Source organism: Streptomyces sp. NPDC001492 (genome assembly GCF_053597275.1).
In genome coordinates, this window is sequence record NZ_JBSFHW010000001.1 from 45,594 (window position 1) to 67,499 (window position 21,906).

General features: G+C 71.1%; 23 protein-coding genes. 11 read left to right on the plus strand and 12 right to left on the minus strand.

Features of this window, described 5'->3' with window-relative positions; all coding sequences use genetic code 11:
- Positions 1-220: 220 nt before the first annotated feature.
- Entirely contained in the window at positions 221-424 is a 204-nt protein-coding gene (locus ACWC1K_RS00285) for a cold-shock protein (RefSeq protein ID WP_450827434.1), read from the minus strand.
- A 133-nt stretch (positions 425-557) separates the two neighbouring features.
- Between ACWC1K_RS00285 and ACWC1K_RS00290 the strand changes: the two genes are divergently transcribed.
- The gene (locus tag ACWC1K_RS00290; protein ID WP_450827436.1) at positions 558-935 is read left to right on the plus strand and encodes a DUF952 domain-containing protein; all 378 of its coding nucleotides are present in this window, start codon (positions 558-560) and stop codon (positions 933-935) included.
- Between the two features lie 133 nt (positions 936-1,068).
- A complete protein-coding gene (locus tag ACWC1K_RS00295) occupies positions 1,069-1,887 on the plus strand; it encodes a COG4705 family protein (RefSeq protein WP_450827438.1) in 819 nt (272 codons plus the stop codon).
- 35 nt (positions 1,888-1,922) lie between these two features.
- Here the strand turns inward: ACWC1K_RS00295 and ACWC1K_RS00300 are convergent, their stop codons facing one another.
- Positions 1,923-2,372 (minus strand): hypothetical protein, encoded by a 450-nt coding sequence (locus tag ACWC1K_RS00300; RefSeq protein WP_450827440.1) that lies wholly within the window; start codon positions 2,370-2,372, stop codon positions 1,923-1,925.
- Positions 2,373-2,541: 169 nt separating this feature from the next.
- Between ACWC1K_RS00300 and ACWC1K_RS00305 the strand changes: the two genes are divergently transcribed.
- Together ACWC1K_RS00305 and ACWC1K_RS00310 are read left to right on the plus strand one after the other, a co-directional pair.
- Positions 2,542-3,798 (plus strand): histidine kinase, encoded by a 1,257-nt coding sequence (locus ACWC1K_RS00305; RefSeq protein WP_450827442.1) that lies wholly within the window; start codon positions 2,542-2,544, stop codon positions 3,796-3,798.
- On the plus strand, positions 3,786-4,430 hold the full coding sequence (locus ACWC1K_RS00310; RefSeq protein ID WP_450827444.1) for a response regulator: 645 nt from the start codon (positions 3,786-3,788) through the stop codon (positions 4,428-4,430). Before ACWC1K_RS00305 ends, ACWC1K_RS00310 begins: the two co-directional genes overlap by 13 nt.
- 72 nt (positions 4,431-4,502) lie before the next feature.
- On the opposite strand, the gene ACWC1K_RS00315 is transcribed toward ACWC1K_RS00310, so the two are convergent.
- Positions 4,503-5,855 carry a S53 family peptidase gene (locus ACWC1K_RS00315; RefSeq protein WP_450827446.1) on the minus strand — a complete coding sequence of 451 codons (1,353 nt, stop codon included), beginning with the start codon at positions 5,853-5,855 and terminating at the stop codon, positions 4,503-4,505.
- A gap of 212 nt (positions 5,856-6,067) precedes the next feature.
- Positions 6,068-7,435, minus strand: a complete 1,368-nt coding sequence (locus ACWC1K_RS00320; protein ID WP_450827448.1) for a helix-turn-helix domain-containing protein — start codon at positions 7,433-7,435, stop codon at positions 6,068-6,070.
- A gap of 196 nt (positions 7,436-7,631) precedes the next feature.
- Between ACWC1K_RS00320 and ACWC1K_RS00325 the strand changes: the two genes are divergently transcribed.
- On the plus strand, positions 7,632-8,393 hold the full coding sequence (locus ACWC1K_RS00325) for a DUF4232 domain-containing protein (RefSeq protein ID WP_450827450.1): 762 nt from the start codon (positions 7,632-7,634) through the stop codon (positions 8,391-8,393).
- 71 nt (positions 8,394-8,464) lie between these two features.
- Here ACWC1K_RS00325 and ACWC1K_RS00330 read toward each other — a convergent pair whose 3' ends face one another.
- Positions 8,465-9,712 carry a S53 family peptidase gene (locus tag ACWC1K_RS00330; RefSeq protein WP_450827452.1) on the minus strand — a complete coding sequence of 416 codons (1,248 nt, stop codon included), beginning with the start codon at positions 9,710-9,712 and terminating at the stop codon, positions 8,465-8,467.
- Between the two features lie 261 nt (positions 9,713-9,973).
- On the opposite strand from ACWC1K_RS00330, the gene ACWC1K_RS00335 reads away from it, so the two are divergent.
- Entirely contained in the window at positions 9,974-10,777 is an 804-nt protein-coding gene (locus tag ACWC1K_RS00335; RefSeq protein ID WP_450827454.1) for a TrmB family transcriptional regulator, read from the plus strand.
- Between the two features lie 76 nt (positions 10,778-10,853).
- Here ACWC1K_RS00335 and ACWC1K_RS00340 read toward each other — a convergent pair whose 3' ends face one another.
- Positions 10,854-11,423, minus strand: coding sequence for a TetR/AcrR family transcriptional regulator (locus tag ACWC1K_RS00340; protein ID WP_450827456.1), 570 nt, complete (start codon positions 11,421-11,423; stop codon positions 10,854-10,856).
- Positions 11,424-11,545: 122 nt separating this feature from the next.
- Between ACWC1K_RS00340 and ACWC1K_RS00345 the strand changes: the two genes are divergently transcribed.
- The 3 genes from ACWC1K_RS00345 (at position 11,546) to ACWC1K_RS00355 (ending at position 15,611) form a co-directional block, all read left to right on the plus strand.
- A complete protein-coding gene (locus tag ACWC1K_RS00345) occupies positions 11,546-12,247 on the plus strand; it encodes an SDR family oxidoreductase (protein ID WP_351473390.1) in 702 nt (233 codons plus the stop codon).
- 41 nt (positions 12,248-12,288) lie between these two features.
- Complete coding sequence (locus ACWC1K_RS00350; RefSeq protein ID WP_450827458.1) at positions 12,289-13,158, plus strand: alpha/beta fold hydrolase; 870 nt, start codon at positions 12,289-12,291, stop codon at positions 13,156-13,158.
- Positions 13,159-13,451: 293 nt separating this feature from the next.
- A complete protein-coding gene (locus tag ACWC1K_RS00355; protein WP_450827460.1) occupies positions 13,452-15,611 on the plus strand; it encodes a SpoIIE family protein phosphatase in 2,160 nt (719 codons plus the stop codon).
- A 16-nt stretch (positions 15,612-15,627) separates the two neighbouring features.
- Here the strand turns inward: ACWC1K_RS00355 and ACWC1K_RS00360 are convergent, their stop codons facing one another.
- Both ACWC1K_RS00360 and ACWC1K_RS00365 read right to left on the minus strand, forming a co-directional pair.
- A complete protein-coding gene (locus ACWC1K_RS00360) occupies positions 15,628-16,812 on the minus strand; it encodes a type III polyketide synthase (RefSeq protein ID WP_450827462.1) in 1,185 nt (394 codons plus the stop codon).
- Between the two features lie 243 nt (positions 16,813-17,055).
- Positions 17,056-18,243, minus strand: coding sequence for a macrolide family glycosyltransferase (locus tag ACWC1K_RS00365; protein ID WP_450827464.1), 1,188 nt, complete (start codon positions 18,241-18,243; stop codon positions 17,056-17,058).
- A 316-nt stretch (positions 18,244-18,559) separates the two neighbouring features.
- Here ACWC1K_RS00365 and ACWC1K_RS00370 point away from each other — a divergent pair, with 316 nt between their 5' ends.
- On the plus strand, positions 18,560-19,306 hold the full coding sequence (locus tag ACWC1K_RS00370) for a DUF4232 domain-containing protein (protein WP_450827466.1): 747 nt from the start codon (positions 18,560-18,562) through the stop codon (positions 19,304-19,306).
- Between the two features lie 58 nt (positions 19,307-19,364).
- On the plus strand, positions 19,365-19,538 hold the full coding sequence (locus ACWC1K_RS00375; protein ID WP_450827468.1) for a hypothetical protein: 174 nt from the start codon (positions 19,365-19,367) through the stop codon (positions 19,536-19,538).
- On the opposite strand, the gene ACWC1K_RS00380 is transcribed toward ACWC1K_RS00375, so the two are convergent.
- The 4 genes from ACWC1K_RS00380 to ACWC1K_RS00395 all read right to left on the minus strand — a co-directional run bounded on the left by ACWC1K_RS00380 (position 19,526) and on the right by ACWC1K_RS00395 (position 21,706).
- The gene (locus ACWC1K_RS00380) at positions 19,526-19,972 is read right to left on the minus strand and encodes a DUF7144 family membrane protein (RefSeq protein WP_450827470.1); all 447 of its coding nucleotides are present in this window, start codon (positions 19,970-19,972) and stop codon (positions 19,526-19,528) included. The two genes, ACWC1K_RS00375 and ACWC1K_RS00380, sit on opposite strands and share 13 nt — an antisense overlap.
- Before the next feature lie 33 nt (positions 19,973-20,005).
- A complete protein-coding gene (locus ACWC1K_RS00385; RefSeq protein ID WP_450827472.1) occupies positions 20,006-20,473 on the minus strand; it encodes an SHOCT domain-containing protein in 468 nt (155 codons plus the stop codon).
- A gap of 159 nt (positions 20,474-20,632) precedes the next feature.
- On the minus strand, positions 20,633-21,295 hold the full coding sequence (locus ACWC1K_RS00390; protein ID WP_450827474.1) for an HdeD family acid-resistance protein: 663 nt from the start codon (positions 21,293-21,295) through the stop codon (positions 20,633-20,635).
- 201 nt (positions 21,296-21,496) lie between these two features.
- Complete coding sequence (locus tag ACWC1K_RS00395; protein ID WP_450827476.1) at positions 21,497-21,706, minus strand: hypothetical protein; 210 nt, start codon at positions 21,704-21,706, stop codon at positions 21,497-21,499.
- Positions 21,707-21,906 lie beyond the last annotated feature (200 nt).

A 21,906-nucleotide genomic window follows, 5' to 3' on the forward strand; every position in this document is an offset into this window, starting at 1 on the left:
GCGGAAGCCTCCTCGATGCGGCACGTATCGAGGAATGCCTCCCGGCGGACGGACCGTATGAGGATTCGCAAGAAGGAGCCGAAGAAACCGAAGGAACGGATGGAGAATTCGAAGTGAAAGGTGCGGTGACGAATGGAGCGGAGTGCGGGGAAAACGCAACGAGCCGGGGCCCGCACCCAAAGAGTGCGGGCCCCAGCCACGTGGTACGTACGCGTCAGCGTCAGGCGGGAAGGATGTTCTCGGCCTGCGGGCCCTTCTGGCCCTGCGTGACGTCGAAGGTCACCTTCTGGCCCTCATGAAGCTCGCGGAAGCCGGAGGTGGCGATGTTCGAGTAGTGGGCGAACACGTCGGCGCCGCCGCCGTCCTGCTCGATGAAGCCGAATCCCTTTTCCGCGTTGAACCACTTCACGGTGCCGGATGCCATACGAAATCTCCCTCAACAAAAAAGAGTGCTCGCCGACGGAAGGTCGAAGAGCACTCAAAAGCCTCTGGTAACCAAAACTGCCATTTGGCACCGTAGCACAGGTGGTGGCCCGATGCTGGGGTATAACCGGGCCATGATCTATCACGTCGTGTCGAGCGCCGAGTGGAACGCCAGTCCCGACCGGCCCTACGCCCCCTCCTCCCTGGCAGAGGACGGTTTCGTCCACTGCTCCCCCGACGAGGCGACCACGCTCAAGGTCGTCGACGCGTTCTACGGCAGCGCGCCCCGGCCGCTGTTCGTGCTGCTGCTCGACGAGGCACGGCTGAGCGCGAAGTGCGTATGGGAGGCGGCGGATCCGGCGCCGCCGCCGGGAGTCGCCGAAGGCACCCTGTTCCCGCATGTGTTCGGGCCCCTCGACCGGGAGGCGGTGGAGCGCATCCTGGTGGTCCGGTGGGACGAGGAGGGCCGCGCGACGGGACTTGCGGACGTACCACCCGACGTACGGCCCTGACCAGCACATCCGCCCTCCCGTTCAGGTTGCTTTCAGGCTCGGACGGGCCTCGGGCAACTCGTGCACTACAAGCGCCAAAACTCTGGCAAAGGGGCCTGTGGCGACGGCTGTTCGTCATGTCATCGTGCCTGCCATGAGCACAGATCACCTCACCTCCGACCGGCCCGCGCAGCCCTCGCGGCAGGCGCGGCACGCGGGCCCCGTACGGCACGCGGCGAGCAAGGTGCCGGAGGTGACCGTCTACTTCTGGATCATCAAGGTGCTGACCACCGGCATGGGCGAGACGGCCTCCGACTGGCTGGCGCACCTGCTCGGCCCGATCCCCGCGGTGGGCGTCGGCGGCATCGCGTTCGTGGCCGCCCTGGTGGTGCAGTTCGCCGCCCGCCGGTACGTCGCGTGGATCTACTGGACGGCGATCGTGGTGGTCAGCGTGTTCGGCACGATGGCCGCCGATGTGCTGCACGTCGGCCTCGGGGTGCCGTATCTGATCTCCACGCCGTTCTTCATGGTGGCGCTGGCCGCCGTCTTCGTGCTCTGGTACCGCAGCGAGGGCACCCTCTCCATCCACAGCATCCACACCCGGCGCCGCGAGGCCTTCTACTGGGCGGCGGTCCTCGCCACCTTCGCCCTCGGCACCGCCGCGGGCGACCTCACCGCCACGATCGGGCTCGGCTACCTCGGTTCGGCCGTCGTCTACGCCGCCGCCATCGCCGTACCGGCCCTCGTGCACCGCTGGGGCGGTCTGAACGCGGTGGCCGCCTTCTGGTCGGCGTATGTCATCACCCGTCCGCTCGGGGCCTCCGTGGCCGACTGGATGGCCGTGGGCCACGACCGGGGCGGACTGGCGCTGGGCCTCGGCCCGGTCACCCTGTCCTGGACGGTCGCCATCCTCGGCTTCGTCGGCTACCTGGCGGTCTCGCGTACGGATGTCCGCGGAGAGGCCACGGTCTGAGCCGGGCCGGCGCGCCGGTACGGCCGTGGAAACGGTCAGCCGGTGCGGCGGGCCGCCCCTCGCACCGCCACCACCGCGCACACCGCCGCCAGCGGCAGCTCCGCGCCGAACGCCATGGCCAGCGCCGAGAGTTGGTCGCTGCCCGGGGCCGCCGTCACCGTGTCGAACCAGGCGTCGGCCACCAGCAGGGTCGCGGTCGCGGAGGCCGTGAGCGGGTGCAGAGGGTGGCCGCGGGCGGCCAGCAGTCCCGTGACGATCAGGCCCGTCGCCTCCAGGGCGTCCAGGCCCACCCAGGCGGTGTTCCAGTGCGCGGCGACAGCGGTGCCGGGCAGGCCCTTCGCCAGCACGACCAGCCAGGGCAGCAGGGCAAGACCGCAGCCGACGAGGACATGTTCGGTGCGGCAGCGGTGGTACCAGCGGCGGGCGCCGGGAACGGCCACGCGGCGGGTGACACCGTGCTCCTGACGGATCATCAGCATGCTCATCGGTTCGGTCTCCTCGTGTTTCCGGCTCTCCTGCACGGCCTCCAGCCTTCGTCAACCGGCGGTCACAGTCAGTAACCCAGCTGTCCGTTGTGGGGGTGGCACTAGGTGCACCCCCAGCCGGGCACCTGCGCCATGGACCGCCCCTGACCTGGGCAGTAGCGTTTCGGCAATGCGCATCGTCACCCGCCTGCGGGGCCTCGTCCTGCGGCCGTTGCGAGGGGTCGGCCGCCCGGTCGCCTTCCTCGCCACGGGCCTGCTGATCCAGTTCGGCGTGCTGCTCGTCGCGGCCCTGCCGTGGCTGCTCTTGCTCCCGGTCCTCGACCCGGCGGGCCAACTGCTCCTCGCGGTGCTCGTGCCGCTCGCCGCCGTGGTGCTCGCGGGACCGCTGCTGACCGAGGCGCAGCACGCCCGTTTCCGGGTCCGGCTCGGCGTGGACATCCCTTCGCCCTACGAGGGGCGGCGGCCCCGGCCGCACCGGTGGGTGCGGTCCCCGGTGGGAAGGCGGCAGCTCCTGTACCACCTGCTGGACGGGCCGCTGCTTTCCCTTGCTGCGGTCTTCGTGCTCCTCATCTGGGCCGCCGCGATTGCCGCTGTCTCGGTCTACGTGTGGATCTGGGCCGTACCGCTGGACTGGCGCATGCAGCACCTCGGGTATTCGACCTGGGCGGCCTACCTCACGGCTGCCGGGGTCGCCCTGCTCCACCTGGCGGCCTGGCTGTCCGGCGCCCTCACCCGGCTGGACACCCGCGTGGCGACCGTCCTGCTCGGACCCAGCCGGGCCGAGCAACTGGAGCGCCGGGTCGAGGTGCTGACCGAGAGCCGGGCGGGACTCGTGGACGTCGTCGACGCCGAACGGCGCCGCATCGAACGGGACTTGCACGACGGCGCCCAGCAGCGGCTGGTCTCCCTGGCCGTCAACCTCGGAATCGCCAAGGCCACCCTCGGCGACCTGCCCGAGGACGCCCGCCGTGTGATCGACGAGGCGCACCGCGAGGCGAAGGAGGCGATCGAGGAACTGAGCGGTCTGGTGCGGGGGCTGCATCCGGCCGTCCTGGAGGACCGCGGCCTCGACGCCGCGCTCTCCGGCCTCGCCGCCCGGGTGCCGGTCCCGGTCCGGGTGACGGTGGACCTGACCGCGCGGCTGTCCCCGACGATCGAGTCCGTCGCCTACTTCGTCGTCTCCGAAGCGCTGACGAACGTGGTCAAGCACGCGGAGGCGTCCGAAGCCGAGGTGACGGTGGAGCGTGCCGGGACGACCCTGCTCGTCGTCATCCGTGACGACGGTGTGGGCGGTGCCCGAATCGGCGCCGGGACCGGCCTTTCGGGGCTGGCCAAGCGGGTCGCCTCGGTCGATGGCACGCTGTCGGTCGACAGCCCCGCCGGGGGGCCGACCGTCATCGCCGTGGAGCTGCCGTGCGTGCCGTGATCGCCGAGGATTCCGTACTGCTCCGGATCGGTGTGGTCAGGGTCCTGGAGATGGCCGGTTTCGAGGTGGTCGCCGAAGTGGGCGACGCGGAGGCGCTGTTGGCGGCGGTGGAGGAGCACCGGCCGGACATCGCGGTGGTCGACGTCCGCATGCCCCCCGGCTTCACGGACGAGGGCGTACGGGCCGCGCTGGTCGTCAAGCGCCAGTGGCCGAAGACCGCCGTACTGCTCCTGTCCCAGTACGTCGAGGAGCGGTACGCCACCGATCTGCTCTCGGCCCACACCTCCGGCATCGGCTATCTGCTCAAGCAACGGGTCGCGGACGTCGAGGAGTTCGCGGCCACCCTGCGCCGGGTGGCCGCGGGCGGCACCGCCCTCGACCCGCAGGTGGTCTCCCAGCTGCTGGTACGCCGTCACAGCGACCCGCTGGACCGGCTCACACCCCGGGAGCGCGAGGTCCTGGAACTGATGGCGGGCGGCCGGTCCAACGCCGGTATCGCCGAACAACTCGTGGTCAGCGAGAGCGCGGTGGCCAAGCACATCAACAGCATCTTCGCCAAGCTGGACCTGCCGAAGGCGGACGCGGACCACCGGCGGGTCCTTGCGGTGCTGCACTTTCTCGGGGTGGCGTGAGCACCGGAGCCGACCGGGAAACACGAACGGCCCGGGTGCGGAACCCGGGCCGTCCGTGTCGTGCGAGAGGTGTCAGCCGCGGCCGCTCGCCTTGGCGAGAGCCGGGACGAACTTGAGGGCGTCCACGGTGCCGACGCCGGTCGCCAGGTCGTAGCCGTTGACGGCCTTGTAGCCGGTCACGCCCTGGTAGCTGTTGTCGGTGCCGTCGTTGACGTCGACGATGCCGTTGGCCTTGGCGTTGTGGGCGTAGAGGGCGTACAGGGCCTTCTGGATGTTGCCCACCCGGTGGCCGGCCGCCTGGTCGGCGAGCGCGACGATGCCCGAGAAGATCGGCGTGGCCTCGCTGGTGCCGCCGGTGACGTCCCAGCCGACGGCGGTCGGGTCGTAGCTGGAGTAGATCCAGGCGCCGCCGTTGACGGCCGCGGCCATCGAGATGTCCGGGGTGCCGCGGCGGGTGCCGACCTTGCTCTTCACGCCGTCCTGGAAGGAGGGGCGGGTGAAGACGTGGGACTGGCCGCCACCGCCGGAGCCGTAGTCGTTGTAGACGCTGTCCGGCTTGACGCGGGCGCCCGCGTCGTTCAGGTGCAGCTGCGTGCCGCCGATCGAGGTGACCAGCGGGTCCGAGGAGGGCCAGGAGTTGACGCGCTTCTTGTAGTACGTCTTCCCGTCCAGCTTCAGGTCGGTCGCGCCGCCGTCACCGGAGGCGGCCAGCACGGTCACCTTCTTGCGGTTCGCGTCCTGGAAGGCGTACCGCAGCTTCTTGATGCTGGAGAAGTCGCCGTGGTCGAAGCCGGGGAAGGTGTTCTCCGTGGCGCCGAAGCTCTGGCTGATGACATCGCCGACGCCGTGGTCGATCAGGGACTTCTCGGCGTCCATCATCTCCGGCAGACCGGTGGTGCCCTCGGTCTCGGAGACCGCCGTCTCCACCACGACGATCTTCGCGGCGGGCGCGACCGCGTGCGCCAGCTCGACGTCGAGGGTGGTCTCGCCGGCCCAGCCGGTCATGTCGGAGTTCTTGGGGTCGAAGGCGGGGACGTGCCCCCACTTGACCACCTTCACCTTGGTGCTGGGCAGACCGAACTGGTGGCTGTAGACGTCGAGGTCGTGCTGGACGGTCGGGGAACCGTACGAGTCGACGATGACGATGGTGCGGCCCTTGCCGGTGACGCCCTTGCGGTAGAGGGCGTTGAGGTCGTACGCCTTGCGGTACTGCAGCGGCGTGTAGCAGTTGATGTGCCACTTGGTCTGGCACTGCTCGCTGGTCAGCGGGCTGCTCACGTCGTGGACCAGAGTGTGCCCGGCGACGGCCGGTACCGCCAGGGTGTGCGGTACGGCGGCGGGCGCGGCGGTCCCCAGTGCGGTGACCGCGAGGGCGGCGACGGACGTGGCAGCCGCGACGCCCAGCCCGATACGGGCTATGTGCATGAATCCCCCTGGATTCGGAGTCTCACGAAGTGGATGCGCGAAACGGGTTCGCGAAGGACTCGGTCTCACGTGGTGATCCCGGAGTGGTCTACGCGCATCCCATCGAACGAGTCATGTGCAGTTCAAGACCGTTGAAGGGACGATGCCGAACCCTTTACCTCCCGATTGACCGGCAACTTTCCTGATTGAGCTTCAACTCTGCCGATTGACGCTCAGCTCTCCCGTTTGATCCACTCGCTGCCGCCCAGCGGGTAGTCGTAGCCCGGGCGGCCCGCGTCGGCGCTGGTGCGGAACGCGGTGCCGGAGTTGTCGATGTGGACGGTGCCGCGGCGGCTGCCGCTGGACCAGTCCAGGGTGAGGTCCCAGCGGACGTCGTGGGCCTTGGTGTGGGCGACGACGTAGAAGACCTCCGGGTCGGACTCGCTGACCTTGTACGGGAAGTCGCGCTGGCCGCCCTTGACGGTGACCGTGGGACTGCCGTTGTCGAGGTCGACGTCGAAGGACTTGGTCTCGACGCCGCCGCCGCAGCCGACGCCCATCGAGTAGTCGTTCCAGGCGAGCGGCGCGCCCTTGCTGAGGATGCGGACGTGCAGCGCCTCCAGGACGACGGTCTGAGCGCCGGTGCCCTGCACCGTGAGGGCGACCTCCTGTTCGCCCGAGGAGACCGCTCCGTAGGCGGCGGCCCAGCGCGTGGCGGTGTCCTCGCCGGCCGGCGGGCCGACCTGAGCGGGTTCGCTGTCCACGAGGAAGTGCTGGCTGCACGGGCTGTCGTAGACGTAGGGGCGGGTGCCGACGGTGAGCGGGACGGCGCCGGTGGCGGAGCCGCCGGTGGACCGGTCCTGGCCCTTGCCGGACCCGGCCGTCCCGGACCCGGTGGGGGAGGCGGTGGCCGACGCGGACGGCTTGTGGCCCTTCGGGCTCGGGGACGAGGTGGCCGACGGTGTCCCGGAGTCCGCCGCGCCGCCGGTCGTGGCGCCCGCGCCGACCTCCTGCCGGTCCGCTGCGTTGTCCCCGCCGCCGAAGCCCGGATGCACGGTGAGCGCGACGACCCCCAGGACGGCGGCCGCGGCGGCGGACGCGATCAGGACGGTACGGCGGCGAGTCGGACGGCCGGGCGGCGTGAGCCCGCGGGTGTCGACGACCACCGGCTCATCGCCGTCGGTCCTGGCCTCGCTCTCGCCCTCGCTCTCGTGCTCCCGTTCGCCCTCGCTCTGGCCCTCCGGCTCCCTTTCGCTCTCGCCCTGGCTCCCGTCGGGCCCGTGCGAGGCCGCCGGGCCGGGGCCCACCGGCTCGACGGTCTGAGCCTGTTCCGTCCTGCGTCCTCGTGCCGCGTCCGCCAGGATCCAGCGCCGGTGCAGCTCCACCAGCTCCTGCGGCGTCGCGCGGCACACCCTCGCCAGGCGCTCCACCGGTGCGTACTCGACCGGCACCGCGCTGCCGTTGCAGTAGCGGTGCAGCGTCGACGTACTCATGTGCAGCCGCTTGGCCAACGCCCCGTAGCTGAGCCCCGAGCGGTCCTTGAGCTCCCGCAACAGCCGCGCGAACGCCTCGGTCTGCGCGGTCCCGCTCGCCTCCGACACCCGTTTCCCCACCCCTCCGTATTCCCCCGTGTTCCAGCCGCCCGTTCCAGGAGCACTGCATTCGAGCTGGTCAGAGCACGTTTCGGCGTTCCGGCGTCCCCAACTGCCCGCCATGCGTGGCAGGTGGGACGGATCGCCTCACAAACTTCGGTCATCCAATCACCACCGCCACCGAACACCGAAGGGGCACAGTCACATGTTCAACTTCCGCACCTCCCGCACCCGTTTCATCGGCGCCGCCTCGACCGTGGTGCTCGCCGCGCTCTCCCTGACCGCGTGCAACAACGCAACCGGCACCCGCGCGGAGGGCGCCCCGGTGGCCGCCACCAGGACCGCGACTGGCTCTGCCGGCGCCTCTGCTTCCGGCGGCTCGTCGTCCGGCTCCGGCTCCCACTCCTCCGCGGGGTCCTCCTCTTCCTCCGCGGGCTCGTCGGGCTCGTCCTCCGGCTCCACGGGCGCCAAGCCCGCCACCGCCGGCCCGGGGTCCGCCAAGCACACCTCCCCGCCGAAGGCGCCCGGCTCCGCCGACAAGCCGGTCACCTGCGAGGGGTCCAACACCAAGACGGTCGCGGCCCCGTTGAACCGCCCCGTGAACCACATGCTGCTCACGGTGACCAACACGGGCAGCCGGACCTGCTTCCTCTACGGCTACCCGGCCGTCCGCTTCGGCGAGGCCCAGTCCGTGCCTCCGGTCATCGAGGACTCGCAGCCCCAGGCCGTCGTCACGCTCCAGCCGGGCGAGTCGGGGTATGCCTCCGTGAACCTGTCCGCCACCGACGGCAGCAGCGCGAACGGACACACCGCGAAGTCCCTGACGGTCTACTTCCAGGGCCGCTCGATGAGCGGGAGCGTCGGCAAGGGCGCCCGTCCGGCGCTGCCCGCGAAGGGCGTGTACGTCGACGACTCGCTGAAGGTCACCTACTGGCAGCAGTCGATGGACGACGCCGTCAACTGGTGACGCCGTGACGGCGAACGGGCCCAGGTCATCGACCTGGGCCCGCGTCGCGTGGCTGGAACTGCTCGGTGGAGCTACTGGGTGAAGGCCGCCACACCGTTCGGGGTGCCGAGGCCCGTCGGGCCGTCGTAACCCTTGCCCGCCTTGCACTGGTAGTCGCTGCAGGACCCGTTGGCGCCGTCGGTGACGTCGTTCAGCTTGTCCGGGTGGGCGTAGGGGTACGCGGCCGGAACGTCGTTGGCGGGAGTGCCCGCGAGGGCGTACACGCCGGCGATGAACGGCGAGGAGGCGCTGGTGCCGCCGTACACGTTCCAGCCGGCGGCCTGGTAGGTGTCGTAGACGGCGAGTCCGGTGGCCGGGTCGGCGACGGCCGCCACGTCGGCGACGGCGCGCTTGGCGCAGCCGCTGTCCTTCTGCCAGGACGGCTTGGCGTCGAACTGCGAGCAGCCCGAGCCCGCCCCGTTGCCGCCTGCCGAGGTGCCCCACACGGACTCGGACCAGCCGCGGGTGCTGCTGTCCTTCTTGAGCGAGGTGCCGCCCACGGCGGTGACGTACTGCGAGGCGGCCGGGTACTCGACGCCGTAGCCGCTGTCGCCGGAGCTGACGGTGATGGCGACGCCCGGGTGCTTGAAGTACTGGTCGTCCGAGGTGGTGTCCGCGGCCTCCTCGCTGCCGCCGTAGCTGTTGGAGACGTACTTGGCGCCCTGCTTGACGGCCTGGTTCACGGCCGCGCCGAGGTCGTCCATGTTGGCGGACTTGGCCTCGACGAGCAGGATGTGGCACTGCGGGCAGGCGGCGCTGACCATGTCGACGTCGAGGGAGATCTCACCGGCCCAACCGGCGTCCGGCGCCGGGTAGTTGGTGCCGCCGTCCTGGTCGATCTTCTTGAAGCAGCCGTTGGCCGTGCTGCACTCCGGCAGGCCGTACTGGGAGCGGTAGGCCGCCAGGTCCTTCTCGGCGTTCGGGTCGTCGTTCGCGTCGACGATCGCGACCGTGGCGTCCTTGCCGCCGTCCTTGGGCAGGTTGTAGGCGGCCTGCAGATCGGCCGGTCCGAAGCCCTTGGGGGTGTCGTGGCGGCCGAGGGACTTCTGCGTCCTGAGGTCGGTGCGGACCTCCGCCTGGCACGCCATGTAGCCGGGCCTGCTCGGCTGCGAACAGAGCCGGTGCGTGTGCACCGTGGTGGTGGTGGGCGTCGCGGTGGTTGTGTTCGCGAAGGCCGAGGACTGCGAGGCGACGGCCAGACCGCCGGTGAGCAGAGCCGCTGCCGACAGCAGGGCGGGCGCGCCGCGGCGTATCAGGTTCCTTCTGCGGTGAGAACTCAATGAACTGCCCTCCGTGGGGGGATGGGTGGCTCCGTGTCGGCGGCCGGAAGCGCCCACGCCATGACTGATGTCACGTGCATGACAAGCGGTTTCCGTTGGGGGTGGCCGAGTGGGGAGCCCTGTTCCGGGCATGGTGTTGGGTGCCACCCCGGTCAGTGGTGGCTACCCATGAGGTTATTGACAGTTTGCCGAAGAGAACAGTGCGGGTTGGTAAAACCTTGGCCTCCAACTCCACTGCGGAGACAGGTACCTTGTGCAGCCATGGAACTTGAAGACGGAACCATCAACGACCTGATGTCACTGGGCCTGGCCCGGTACGAGGCACGGGTCTACCTGGCGCTCGTCAGGCGTGGTTCCTACACGGCCGCCGAGGTCGCCCGGGAGGCCGACGTCCCGCGCCAACGCGTCTACGACGTGCTGGACGCGCTGATACGGCGGCAGTTGGCCACCTCTCACCCCGGCCGCGTGGCCACGTACTCCGCCGTCACGCCCGAGCTGGCCCTCGCCCGGCTGATGGCGCGGCAGCGCGAGTCCGTCGACCGCCTGGAGCGGGTCTCGCAGGGGCTGGCCGGTGTGCTGCAGCCGCTGTTCTCCCAGGGGCGGGAGCACACCGATCCGCTGGACTACATCGAGATCCTGCGCGACCCCAGGGCGATCGCCGAGCGCTTCGCCGACATCCAGCGGCAGGCGCAGCACGAACTTCTCACCTTCTGCAAACCGCCGTTCGTCGCGCCCGCGGACAACGCCGAGGGCATCACGGTGGTCCGCCGGCTCCACCACTCCGGCGGCACCGTCCGGGCGATCTACCTCGACGACGCCCTGGCCGACCCCGAGACGGCGGAGCACGTACGGCGTTTCGCCGCCGCCGGGGAGGAGGCCCGCTTCGCCGCCGAACTGCCGCTGAAACTCGTCATAGCCGACGCCTCCCTCGTCCTGTGCGACATGCCCGACCCGGTGGCCGGCGCGGGCTCCACCACCACCCTCTTCATCGAACACCCGGCCCTCGCGGCCTGTCTGCGGCTGTCCTTCCACACCGTGTGGGAGGCCGCCGCGGCCGGGCCGTGATCACGGACCACCGGCCCTGCCGTCACCGGTGATGTCACCCACGCCCACGATCACGTCGTACGGCGCGGGCGAGGTGTCAGCGCATGCCCGCCGCGTCGAGCAGGGTGGTCACCGTGGGTGCGACGAGCCCCGGCAGTCTGTCCGCCCCGATGCCCGCGCGGGCGCTGGCGCCGTCGAAGACCAGGCTGAGCTGACGGGCCAGCAGGTCAGGATCGCTCGCCCCGCCCTGTTCGGCCTCGGCGCGGAAGAAGCCGGTCAGGCTCTCCTTGACCCGGTGGGCGACCCGGCTGGCGGGGTGGCTCTGATCCTTGAGCTCGATCTGGACGGCCAGATACCGGCAGCCCCGGAACTCGGGCGCGTCCGCCTCCGACTCCACCCGCTCGAAGACGTGCAGGATCCGCGCCCGGGGCGGACGGTCGTCGTCCGGCGCGGGCAGGAGCGTCGCCGCGTAGGCGGACGCGCGCTGCTCCAGGCTCGCCGCCAGCAGTTCGTCCTTGCTCTCGAACAGCTGGTACATCGAGCGCTTCGACACCCCTGCCGCCTTGCACAGGGCGTCCACGCCGACAGCGACGCCCTCTCGGTAGGTGAGCGCGGCCGCCGCCTCAAGCAGCCGCTCTCGGGGGCTCTGCTTCGCCTCGGTGGTCATCCTGCGAGGTTAGCTCGATTCCGACGGGATGAAAACTGATCGGTTTCCAGGGCTTGCGCTGGGAAACCGATCGGTTTACGGTGGCTGGAAACCGATCGGTTTCCGATTCTCCGGAGGTAGTCATGACCGCATTGAAGGGCGCGAACGTTTTCGTCACCGGCGGCAGCCGTGGCATAGGCAAGGCCCTGGTGGAAGAGCTGTACGAGCGTGGTGCCGGCAAGGTCTACGCCACGGCCCGCGATCCGCGCGGCGTGACGCACCCCGACGCGGTCCCGGTGGCGCTGGAGGTCACCGACCCGGCCTCGGTGGCGGCGGCCGCCGCACAGGCCCAGGACGTCACCGTGCTGATCAACAACGCCGGTGCCGCGGTCGGCGCGTCCTTCCTCGGCTCCCCGGTGGACGACGTACGCCGGGAGTTCGAGACCAACTTCTACGGCCCGCTCCTGGTCGCCCGGTCCTTCGTGCCGGTCATCGAGCGCAACGGCGGCGGCCACATCCTCAACGTGCACTCCGTGCTCTCCTGGCTGGCCCTCGGCGGCTCCTACAGCGCCTCCAAGGCCGCCCTGTGGTCGCAGACCAACTCCCTGCGCCTGGAGCTTCTGCCGCGTGGCATCGGTGTCACCGGACTGCACGTGGGTTACGTGGACACGGACCTCGCGGCGGACGTCGACGCACCCAAGTCCGACCCCCGTGACGTCGCCCGACTCGCCCTCGACGGCGTCGAGACGGACGCGTACGAGGTGCTCGCCGACGACATCTCGCGGCAGGTCAAGGCGGGTCTGGCCGGGGACCTGGCGGGGTTGTACGCCCAGCTGGCGAAGTAAGCCCCTTCACACACCCCCTTCACACACGAGGAGTCGGTGAGATGCCCGCCCAGGACCCACGTCCCACGATCCACATCCCGGGGACCACCAGCCACACGATCCCCCCTCGGGGCGGCCGTGAGGGACAGCTGCGCTACCTCAAGGCCGGCAGCGGCGCCCCCGTGGTCCTGCTGCACACCGTGCGCACGCAGGCCGAGCACTTCCGCCACCTCATCCCGCTGATCGCGGGCCGGTACACCGTGTACGCGCTCGACCTGCCGGGGATGGGCCACTCCGAGATCGTGCCGGGTGCGTCGTACGACGAGCCGGCGATGCGTGCGGGCGTCGAGCGGCTCCTGACCGGACTCGACCTGACCGACGTGACGCTGGTCGGGGAGTCCATGGGGGCGGTGCTCGCCCTGACCACGGCGGCCGATCTCCCGGACCGGGTCCGGCGGGTCGTCGCGGTGAACGCGTACGACTTCCGCGGCGGGATCGCCCGCTCCGGCCTCCTCGCCCGCGTGGTCGTCAGCGGCGTCCTCGCCCCCGGCGTGGGGCCGGTGATCGCCGGGGTGGAGCCCAGGCCCGCCCTCCGCAAGATCCTTCAAGGCGGCCTCGGCGACAAGAACGCACTGCGCGAGGACTACGTCGACGAACTCCTCCAGGTGGGCACCCGCCCCGGCTACCCGACCGTCGCCCGCGCCGTGTACCAGGCCCTGCCCGGCCTCATCGCCGCCCGCTCCCGCTACCCCGAGATCAAGGCACCCGTCCACCTCGTCTACGGCGAGCAGGACTGGTCCCGGCCCTCGGACCGGGAGGCCAACCGGCTGCTGCTGCCGGCCGCCGACTTCACACAGGTGCCGAAGGCCGGCCACTTCATCGCCCTGGAACGGCCCGACATGCTCGCCGACCTGCTGAACGGGGCGGAGTGACCGCCCCGGAACTGTTGTGACGGGAGGAGCGATCATCGCGGGCGTGATCGGAGCGGACCCGGGCACGGCTGCCTGAGGCACCGGCGGCGGCCCGGCGCGCGCAGGCGACGGCTGCCGGTGAACGCCGGTCGCCGGCCGCATCGGCCCCGGGCGGGTGATCCGCTGGTGTGGGCGAAGCGGCCGTGGTTGTTATTGAATGAGCTGTGCGGTCAGGAATCTCGGGGCCTTGTCGCCCGGGTTCTGATACGACCCCGGCGCTGTGCCGGGGCCGGCGAGCGAGCTGAGAGAGCCGCATGGACTCCACCCCCTCCCCATCGTCCGCGTCGCCGTTCGACATGGTCAGCGGCGCTTTGGCGCGGTACATGCCGGGCGAGGGAGCGGCGGCCGACGGTGCCGCCGATCAGCAGGACGACGCCGCCGCCCGCCGAGGTGGGGACAGCGATCCGGCCACCGGCCGTCCGGAGCAGATCCTCGGCGCGGTCAGTCTGGACCGGGACCTGAGAATCATCCGCTGCAACCTGGACGCCCCCGTCTTCGCGGGCGTGGAGGCCGTGACCGGGAAACTCTTCGTCGACCTTCTGCCTCCCTGGGACGTACCGACGGTCACGCGGCGGCTGCGGCAGGTCCTGGAGACCGGTGAGCCGCATGTCGCGCGGGTCCAGCGGCTGCGGCGCGGTGACGGGTCGGAGCTGGTGGTCTCGATGAGCATCCTGGCCGCCGCGGCGCCCCAGGAAGGCCTGACCGTCTCGCTGATCGCCATGGCCAGGAGGCTGCACCTGTTCGCCGCCGAGACCGCGATCGGCACCTCGCTGGACATCGGCGAGACCGCGCAGTCCCTGGCACAGTCCCTGCTGGCCTGGGGAGAGGTGACCGCCATCGACCTCGACTTCGCCGTATGGACGGGCGAGGTGGTCACGGGGCAGCCGCAGGACCGCATCCGGCTGCGCCGGGCGGCCCTGGTGCCGGACCGGGCGTGGCCCGAGGGCTTCCTGACCCCGGGCGACGACCTTCCCGGCGACGCGAGCCGCCTGCTGTCCCAGGCGATACGGCGTGACGACGCAGCGCAGGCCATCGTCCTACCCGACCGGGAAACGATCGAGCGGGTGCTCGGCAGCCCGCGGCTGGTGCGTGCCCTGGTGCCTGGTGACCAGGCGGTGGCCGTGGCGTGCATCCCGCTCGTCCTGGACGGCACGCCGCCCGTCGTTCTGGGCGTGGCGGAGGTCTGGCGGCGGGCGGACCGCCCCTTCGAGGACAGCGAGCTGTTCGACCTCCAGGAACTGGTGGCCAGGACCTCCCACCACGTCGACCTGGCCCGTCAGCACCAGCGCGAGCACACACAGGTGCTGGCACTGCAGCGCCGGCTGCTGCCCCGGTCCGCCGGCGACACCATCGAGACCGCCAGCGTCTACCAGCCCGCCACCCCCGACAGCGCGGGCGTCGGCGGGGACTGGGTGAACAGCTTTCCGCTGCCGGACGGCCGTACCGCGCTGGTGGTCGGTGACGTCGTCGGGCACGGTCTGGGAGCCGCGGCGACCATGGGGCAGCTGAGCATGGAGGCCCGCGCGCTGCTGTCCGCGGGGCTGGCGCCCGACGAGGTGCTGGAGCACCTGGACGAGACGGTGGCGCTGCTGGACGACGCGGAGTCAGGGCTCGCGGCCGGTTACAGCGCCCTCGGCTCGACCTGCTGCATCGCCGTGTACGACCCGGTCGGCCACCATGTGGCGCTGGCCAGCGCCGGCCACCTCCCTCCGGTCCTGATGCCCCCGGGCGGACCCGCCGGCCCGGTCGCCGTACGCACGCACCCCGGGCTGGGCGCCGAGTTCGCGCTGCGGGAGCCGTACGAGGTGCACGCGTTCGCCGCGCCCCCGGGCTCCCTGCTCGCCCTCTACACCGACGGCCTGGTGGAGGATCCCGAGCTGTCGATCGACGAGGGCATCGGCAGGCTTGCGGACGCCGTGGCCACGGTGCACCCCTGGGATTCCCTTCAGGAGGCAGCGCGGCGCGTGGTCTCCGCGCTGGCGCCCGTGCACCGGCGCGACGACGTGACCCTGCTGCTCGCGCGCATGATCGGCTACCGCAAGGGGGACACCGCGACCTGGCGGCTGCCCGCACGGGTCGACGCGGCGGCCCGGGCCCGCACGCTGGTCTCCGCGCTGCTGGCGCAGTGGCGCATCAGGGACGAGACCCAGGACAGGGTGCTGCTGGTGGTCGACGAACTGGTCGCCAACGCGGTCCGCTTCGCCGGCGGACCCCTGACGGTACGGCTGATCAGGACCGGCCAGGGGCTGCTGTGCGAGGTGGGTGACACGGGCAACGGCCGACCGCGGCTGGGCCGGGGCGGGCTCCTCGACGACGGCGGTCGCGGCCTGCACGTCGTGCACGGCCTCACCACCCGGTGGGGGGTGCGCTGGACGGACACCGGCAAGGTGGTCTGGGCGTCGGTCGAGAGGTGACGCGGCCCGGACAGCCCTACAGCCACTCGCCTTCCAGGGCGGTGGCCGTCAGGCCCGGGGCCGCCGCGTACAGGACGGCACGACTGCCCGGTTCCTGCCCGGCGTCGCAGGCCCTGCGCATGATGTCGAACACGGCGGCGCCTCCGCGGTTTCCGGTGGTGTAGCTGTCCCGGCTGTAGTCCAGCAGCCCCGACGGCCACCCGTCGGGCATCGTCTGCTCCATGTACTCCAGCACGCGCGTCCCGCCGGGGTGCGCGAGCAGGACGTCGGGGTGCCAGGAGTCGGGGTCGTCCTGGTAGCGCAGGCGCAGCCACTCCCACATCGCGGTGACGGTCTCCTGTACGGCGCGCGGTCCGCGCCGGTCCATCACGAAGTGGGTGCCGTCCTCGCGGGTCTCCAGGCGGTGCAGGTCCTGGGTGCCGGGCAGGGTGTGGTTCCAGGAGGCGTCCAGTCGCAGCGTCGACTCGGGCCGGGGGCGGCCCGTGACCACCGCGGCGACCGCGGTGTCCGCGAACAGCAGCCGGACGATCAGGGACTCCAGGGTGTCGTCCGCGGGCTGGTACGTCGTGCTCAGCGCCTCCGCGATCACGACCAGGACCACCCGGTCGGGGTCCGCGGCCACGAGATCCGCCGCCAGCGCCAGGGAACGGGTCCCGGCGATGCAGGCCCACTGCGTGGCCGGCAGCAGCAGTACGTCGTCCCGGAGCGGGAGCCTGTTGGCCAGGGCGACGTCCAGCCCCGGCAGCGCCGGGGTGGTGGAGTGACTGGTGATCAGACAGTCGACGTCCGAGGTGTCCAGGCCCGCGATCTGCAGGGCCCCGCGCGCCGCACGCTCCCCGCAGGACTGCACGGCCGCCCAGGCCGGCGCGGTGCGCTCCTGGACGGTCTGCGGCGCGGGTATCGCCTCCAGGGCGGCTATCACGCGGTCGACGTCCTGCTCGGTGAACCCGTCGCCGGCCAGCGCCTGACGGGCCGGCCCGATGCCGGCGGCCGGCAGACCGCCCCCGTTGCCGGGTGCGACGGCGGCCTCCAACGGCAGCATCCACCCGCGGGATTCGATGCCCGTACTGGCCGCGATGCCGTCGATGCGCGGCGCCCACGCCGCGTCGGGGTGGCGACCGCGCACCTCCGCCACGATCTGGCTGGTCTGCACGGTGTGTTCGCCGTGTATCACGGCAGGCGGGCACAGGTAAGCGGCCATGGCGGCACCTTTCTCCGGGGGAGGGGGCGAGGCGGAACGCCACGAACGCCGAATCATGGGCCACTTGGGCGCGTTGTGTCCAAGTCGGTAGCGTTTCGCTCCACTTCGGGCTTCTTGAGCCGCTTCGAGGATGGACGCCAAATGGGCATTTACGCTGTGATCTGGACAACTTGAAGGGTTATGGGTGTGCGTGAGACGGCACACATGTGGGGTGATTTGTCCCCTTGATGCGCATCTGTCGCGTCAACAGCTCACCCTGTCACCGGCCAGCTGCTCTTCGATCAGATCGGCGGCGCGGCGGGTGCCGCCCTCGGCGCGGACCTCGGACCACAGCCACGCCGAGCGCGCGGCTACCTGGGGATCGCCGATCAGTTCCATCAGGGCGGTGCGCAGTGCCGCCGCCGTGACGTCCGCGGCGTCGACCCGGCGGGCGACGCCCAGTTCGACGAGCCGGTCGGCGTGCAGGGACTGGCCGGGGCCGTTCGGCACCACGATCATCGGCACACCGGTGCACAGGCCCAGGCTGCTGCTGTCCGTCCCCGTGTGCGCCACCCACACGTCCGCCTGCTCGAGAACGGTCAACGGCGAGGTCCACGGCCGCACTTCGAAGTTGCGGGGAACCCGCTCGCCCAGATCGCCGGCACTGCCCGTCTGCAGCACCACATGCCATCCCGGCAGATCCGTGAACGCGGCCACACACTGGTGGTAGATCTCCTGCGCTCCGTGGTACGCCGAGCCGGCCAGCGACACCAGCAGCACCTTCTTCGCCTCGGCGGGCCGCGTCCAGCCGTCCTGCTCCCGGTCGACGCCGAGGCACGGGCCGACGAACGTCACCGCCTCGGTGTCGACACGTTCCGCGTGCGGCTGCAGGGCGCGCGGGATCATGGCGAGCACTCGCTCCGGGCGGCCGGTGAACTCCTCCACGTTCGTGGTCACCGCGCCGCACCGGGCCAGCCAGTCGGCGAACCGCGCCCGGTACGCAGGGCCGTTGGGCAGTTGGGCGTAGGCCGCGGCGATCTCCTCCCGGACGCCCTCCCAGGCCACATGCCCCGCGGCCAGCTGGACGTGGCCGCGGCCCTGTGCCTCGGCCAGCGCGCGGCCCGCGTACGCGCCGACGTCGTAGAGATAGAGGTCGGCGGGATCGCCGTCGTACACGGCGTGCAGCTGGGGCAGCACGGCCATCGCCTCGTCGAGGAAGCGGGAGGCGGATCCGATGGGATCCTGCGGCCAGTCCCGGCCGGCGACCGTGAGGGTGGACTTGACGCCGATCACCTCGGCGCCGGTGGAGGCGACCGGCTCGGCGAGGGGGCCGGCGTTGGCGTAGGTCACGCGATGACCGCGCGCCACAAGCTCACGGATGATCTCCAGGCTGGGCAGCACATGCCCGAGCAGAGGCGTACCGACCATGGCGATATGAGCAGAACGGGGCATGTCCGGACTTCCTTGGATAGAGGTCTCTACGACACAGCAACGCCAAGAAGCCCGCTCGGGCAACGCCGTCCTCACCCCCAACCGCCCACCCGCGCATGCCGCCACCGGCCGCGGGGCCACCCCCGGCACCCGTTCCCGGCGGTCGCCGCATCCCATTCGCCCGTTCCAGGGTGGCCTTGTTCTCCCAGGTCAGAGTGCGTTTCGGTGTTCCAGCGTCCCCAACACCCCGCTGGGCGTGGCGGTTGGGACGGATCGCCTCACATGCTTCGGTCATCCGATCAGCACCACCACCCGAACTCCGAAGGGGCACAGCACCATGTCCGGTCTCCGTACCTCCCGCACCCGTCTCGCAGCCGCCGCCGCAACCGCCGTTCTCGCCACGCTCTCCCTGACCGCGTGCAACAACGGAACGGGCGCCCACGACGAGGGCGCGGCGGCGACGCCCTCCACGAGCGCTTCGTCCGGTGCGACTTCGTCGGGCACGGCCTCCGGCTCCACGGGGTCGACCGGCTCCACGGGTTCCACCGGCTCCACGGGTTCGGGCTCCTCGGGCGGCGGGTCCACCACCGGGTCCAGCACCGGTTCGAAGCCCGCCGGCGGTTCCTCCGCATCGAAGGTGCCCGGCTCGGCAGGCAGGCCGGTCACCTGCGAGGGGTCCAACACCAAGACGGTCGCGGCCCCGTTGAACCGCCCCGTGAACCACATGCTGCTCACGGTGACCAACACGGGCAGCAGGACCTGCTTCCTCTACGGCTACCCGGCCGTCCGCTTCACCGACGCCCAGTCCGTGCCTCCGGTCATCGAGGACTCGCAGCCCCAGGCCGTCGTCACGCTCGAACCGGGCCAGTCCGGATACGCGGCCATCAGCCTGTCCGCCACCGACGGCGGCAGCGGCAGCGGCTACACCGCGAAGTCCCTGACGGTCTACTTCCAGGGCCGCTCGATGAGCGGGAGCGTCGGCACCGCCGCCCACCCGTCGCTGCCCGCCCAGGGCGTCCACATCGACGACTCGATCAAGGTCACGTACTGGCAGCAGGAGATGAGCGACGCCACCAACTGGTGACACGTCAGCGCCAGTTCAACGACGAGCACCTCACCGACCCGGAAGGCAGGCACCCATCATGCGCAGGATCACCCGCTTCGTCACCGCCTACGTCGGCGCCGCCTTCCAGGTCGTCGTCATGGGCAGCACGAACCGCCTGGCGGAGGAGGCGGGGGTCCTCCACCGCCAGGCGGCTCGTGCTGCACCCCCGCTTCCCTCCCGCGTCCGCAACCGAGCCGTTCACATGTCGTGAGGTACGTGCTCGTACGGGTCGAAGGACTCGTCGCGCCGGACCACGCACAGGGCCCAGATGATGAACCCGGAGAGGGCGATCATCACGACGGACCACACCGGGTAGTACGGCAGGGAGAGGAAGTTGGCGATGATGACGAGTGCGGCGATGGCCACGCCGGTGACGCGTGCCCAGGTCGCGGTCTGGAACAGCCCGATGCTGACGATGACGGCGACCGCGCCCAGGGCGAGGTGGACCCAGCCCCAACCGGTCAGGTCGAACTCGAAGACGTAGTTGCGTGTGGTGAGGAAGACGTCGTCCTCGGCGATGGCCATGATGCCCCGGAAGATGTCGAGCAGGCCGACGAGGGTGAGCATGACGCCCGCGAAGGCCGTCAGGCCACCTGCCCACCCCTGCTTCGTCGCGTCCGCCTGCCGTGTGTGTGTCGCGGTCATGCCGGTGCCCCTTCGCGTGTCGTCCTGGGCGGGTCAGCGTCCGGGGGCGGAGGGGGTGGTGCCCGTGCCGTTGGTCGGCCCGTGGCCGGTCAGGACCAGTTCCTTGGCCTTGCTGAACTCCTCGTCCGTGATGTCGCCGCGAGCGCGGATCTCGGACAGCCTGGCGAGTTCTTCGACGCTGCTGCGCTGACCCTGGTCGCCCACGGCCTCCCGGACCCGGGCGTCGAAGGCGTCCTGCTGTGCTCGGGCCTGCGCTATCTCTCGGCGGCCCATGTTCTTGCCGCGGGCGATCACGTAGACGAAGACGCCCAGGAAGGGCAGGACGATGGTGAATACCAGCCAGCCGGCTTTCGCCCACCCGTTCATGTCGTCGTCACGGAAGATGTCGATGACGACGCGGAAGAGCAGGACGAACCACATGATCCACAGGAAGAACAGGAGCATGCTCCAGAAGACGCTCAGCATGGGGTAGTCGTACGCCAGGTACGTCTGCGCGCTCATGTCACTCCTCCATCCCGGGCGCTCGCCCGGACGCGGGTGCGTGCTCGCTTCAGTGTGCGCAGGGGTCAGGATCCGGTGCCTCACCCTCCGTGGGTGAGCGTGCGGGCCGTCCGGTCCGCCCGGTCGACGTGCTCCCGCGGTCGGTTCGGGGGCCGGTTGTCAGGTCGTCGCGGAGGGGCCGTGCGAGCCCGGGCCGAGCGCCCTTCGGAGCGCGGCCCGCCAGGCGAGGGCGACCGCCGCTTCGGCCAGACCGAGCAGGACGAGCCACAGGCCGAGCAGCCGGGTCAGGGCGCGGGCCGATTCAGCCGGCAGGGCGAGGACCACGATCCCCGCGACGATGCCGAGCAGCGCGACGCCCAGGACGACGCCGCGGTGCGGCATGTCCTTGGCGGCGATGCACGTGTAGAGGGTGAGAACGCCGGACACCAGCCAGACGACGCCGACGATCAAGGACAGCGCGGCGATGGTCTGCAGCGGGTTCCGCAGGCACAGCACCCCGGCCAGGACGTACAGCAGGGCCAGCAGCAGCCCCGGGAGCCGTTCGCCGTGTTCCTCCCGGCCGAAGCAGGCCACGAACCGGAACGCCCCGGTCACCAGCAGGTACAGGCCGATGAGGACAGCCAGGATGTGCAGGGTCTCGTCCGGCCAGACCAGCACGATGACACCCGGCACCAGCGTCGCGACCGCCGAGCCCAGGATCCAGGTCCACGAGCGGCCCAGTCGCGCCAGTACGTCCTCGGCATCACTCACCGGGCGGGGGGCCGCCCCGTCGGCAGGCGGTCCCGGTTCGGCAGGCGACGCCGGATCACGCGACATGGTCATGGCTCCTCCTCGCGCGATCGTGCGGGTCGCTCCCGGACCGCCGACGGGGCGGTGCGTGGGGAACCCCTGGCAGCCTCAGCGTCCCGCCGGCCGACCGACCGGCGGGTCACCCACGGCGGGTGATCGGGCGGCGCCCACCGGCCGGGACCGAGCCGTCGCCCCCCATCCGCCCCTGTTCCGGTCGCTCTCGTGTCGGGACTGTCAGTCGGCCCGGTCCTCCGGCAGTTGCCGCATCTCCAGGACGCGCAGTCCCAGCGACTGCAAGCGGGCCAGCAGCCCGTAGAGGTGCCCTTCGTCCACGACGGGGCCGAACAGGACTGTCTGGCCGGACATCACCACGTGGCCCAACTCCGGGAAGGCCTTGGTCAGCGTTTCCGACATGTGTCCCTCGACGCGGATCTCGTAGCGCATGGGCAGTTCTCCCGTGGGCTGCGTGGGGGCAGGCGGACGGCGCCCTTCTCTGAGATCGTCCACCTCCCTGCCTGTCCGGACCTCACCCGGTACAGGTGACCCGCCGCCCGGCGCATGTGTGATCTCGTGTGGTATCCGACGGCGCGGGCCGGGGAAGCTGTCACGCTCCCCGGCGCTCAGGGGCCGGGGCCCCGGGCCTG

Excerpts from the sequence above, each read along its gene's own strand:
- ACWC1K_RS00380 (WP_450827470.1), bottom strand. The coding sequence starts at position 19,972 with ATGACCGCGACACACACACGGCAGGCGGACGCGACGAAGCAGGGGTGG.
- ACWC1K_RS00355 (WP_450827460.1), top strand. The coding sequence starts at position 13,452 with ATGGACTCCACCCCCTCCCCATCGTCCGCGTCGCCGTTCGACATGGTC.
- ACWC1K_RS00340 (WP_450827456.1), bottom strand. The coding sequence starts at position 11,423 with ATGACCACCGAGGCGAAGCAGAGCCCCCGAGAGCGGCTGCTTGAGGCG.
- ACWC1K_RS00350 (WP_450827458.1), top strand. The coding sequence starts at position 12,289 with ATGCCCGCCCAGGACCCACGTCCCACGATCCACATCCCGGGGACCACC.
- ACWC1K_RS00360 (WP_450827462.1), bottom strand. The coding sequence starts at position 16,812 with ATGGCCGCTTACCTGTGCCCGCCTGCCGTGATACACGGCGAACACACC.
- ACWC1K_RS00325 (WP_450827450.1), top strand. The coding sequence starts at position 7,632 with ATGTTCAACTTCCGCACCTCCCGCACCCGTTTCATCGGCGCCGCCTCG.
- ACWC1K_RS00385 (WP_450827472.1), bottom strand. The coding sequence starts at position 20,473 with ATGAGCGCGCAGACGTACCTGGCGTACGACTACCCCATGCTGAGCGTC.
- ACWC1K_RS00365 (WP_450827464.1), bottom strand. The coding sequence starts at position 18,243 with ATGCCCCGTTCTGCTCATATCGCCATGGTCGGTACGCCTCTGCTCGGG.
- ACWC1K_RS00375 (WP_450827468.1), top strand. The coding sequence starts at position 19,365 with ATGCGCAGGATCACCCGCTTCGTCACCGCCTACGTCGGCGCCGCCTTC.
- ACWC1K_RS00345 (WP_351473390.1), top strand. The coding sequence starts at position 11,546 with ATGACCGCATTGAAGGGCGCGAACGTTTTCGTCACCGGCGGCAGCCGT.
- ACWC1K_RS00300 (WP_450827440.1), bottom strand. The coding sequence starts at position 2,372 with ATGAGCATGCTGATGATCCGTCAGGAGCACGGTGTCACCCGCCGCGTG.
- ACWC1K_RS00335 (WP_450827454.1), top strand. The coding sequence starts at position 9,974 with ATGGAACTTGAAGACGGAACCATCAACGACCTGATGTCACTGGGCCTG.
- ACWC1K_RS00395 (WP_450827476.1), bottom strand. The coding sequence starts at position 21,706 with ATGCGCTACGAGATCCGCGTCGAGGGACACATGTCGGAAACGCTGACC.
- ACWC1K_RS00390 (WP_450827474.1), bottom strand. The coding sequence starts at position 21,295 with ATGACCATGTCGCGTGATCCGGCGTCGCCTGCCGAACCGGGACCGCCT.
- ACWC1K_RS00305 (WP_450827442.1), top strand. The coding sequence starts at position 2,542 with ATGCGCATCGTCACCCGCCTGCGGGGCCTCGTCCTGCGGCCGTTGCGA.
- ACWC1K_RS00285 (WP_450827434.1), bottom strand. The coding sequence starts at position 424 with ATGGCATCCGGCACCGTGAAGTGGTTCAACGCGGAAAAGGGATTCGGC.
- ACWC1K_RS00370 (WP_450827466.1), top strand. The coding sequence starts at position 18,560 with ATGTCCGGTCTCCGTACCTCCCGCACCCGTCTCGCAGCCGCCGCCGCA.
- ACWC1K_RS00295 (WP_450827438.1), top strand. The coding sequence starts at position 1,069 with ATGAGCACAGATCACCTCACCTCCGACCGGCCCGCGCAGCCCTCGCGG.
- ACWC1K_RS00315 (WP_450827446.1), bottom strand. The coding sequence starts at position 5,855 with ATGCACATAGCCCGTATCGGGCTGGGCGTCGCGGCTGCCACGTCCGTC.
- ACWC1K_RS00290 (WP_450827436.1), top strand. The coding sequence starts at position 558 with ATGATCTATCACGTCGTGTCGAGCGCCGAGTGGAACGCCAGTCCCGAC.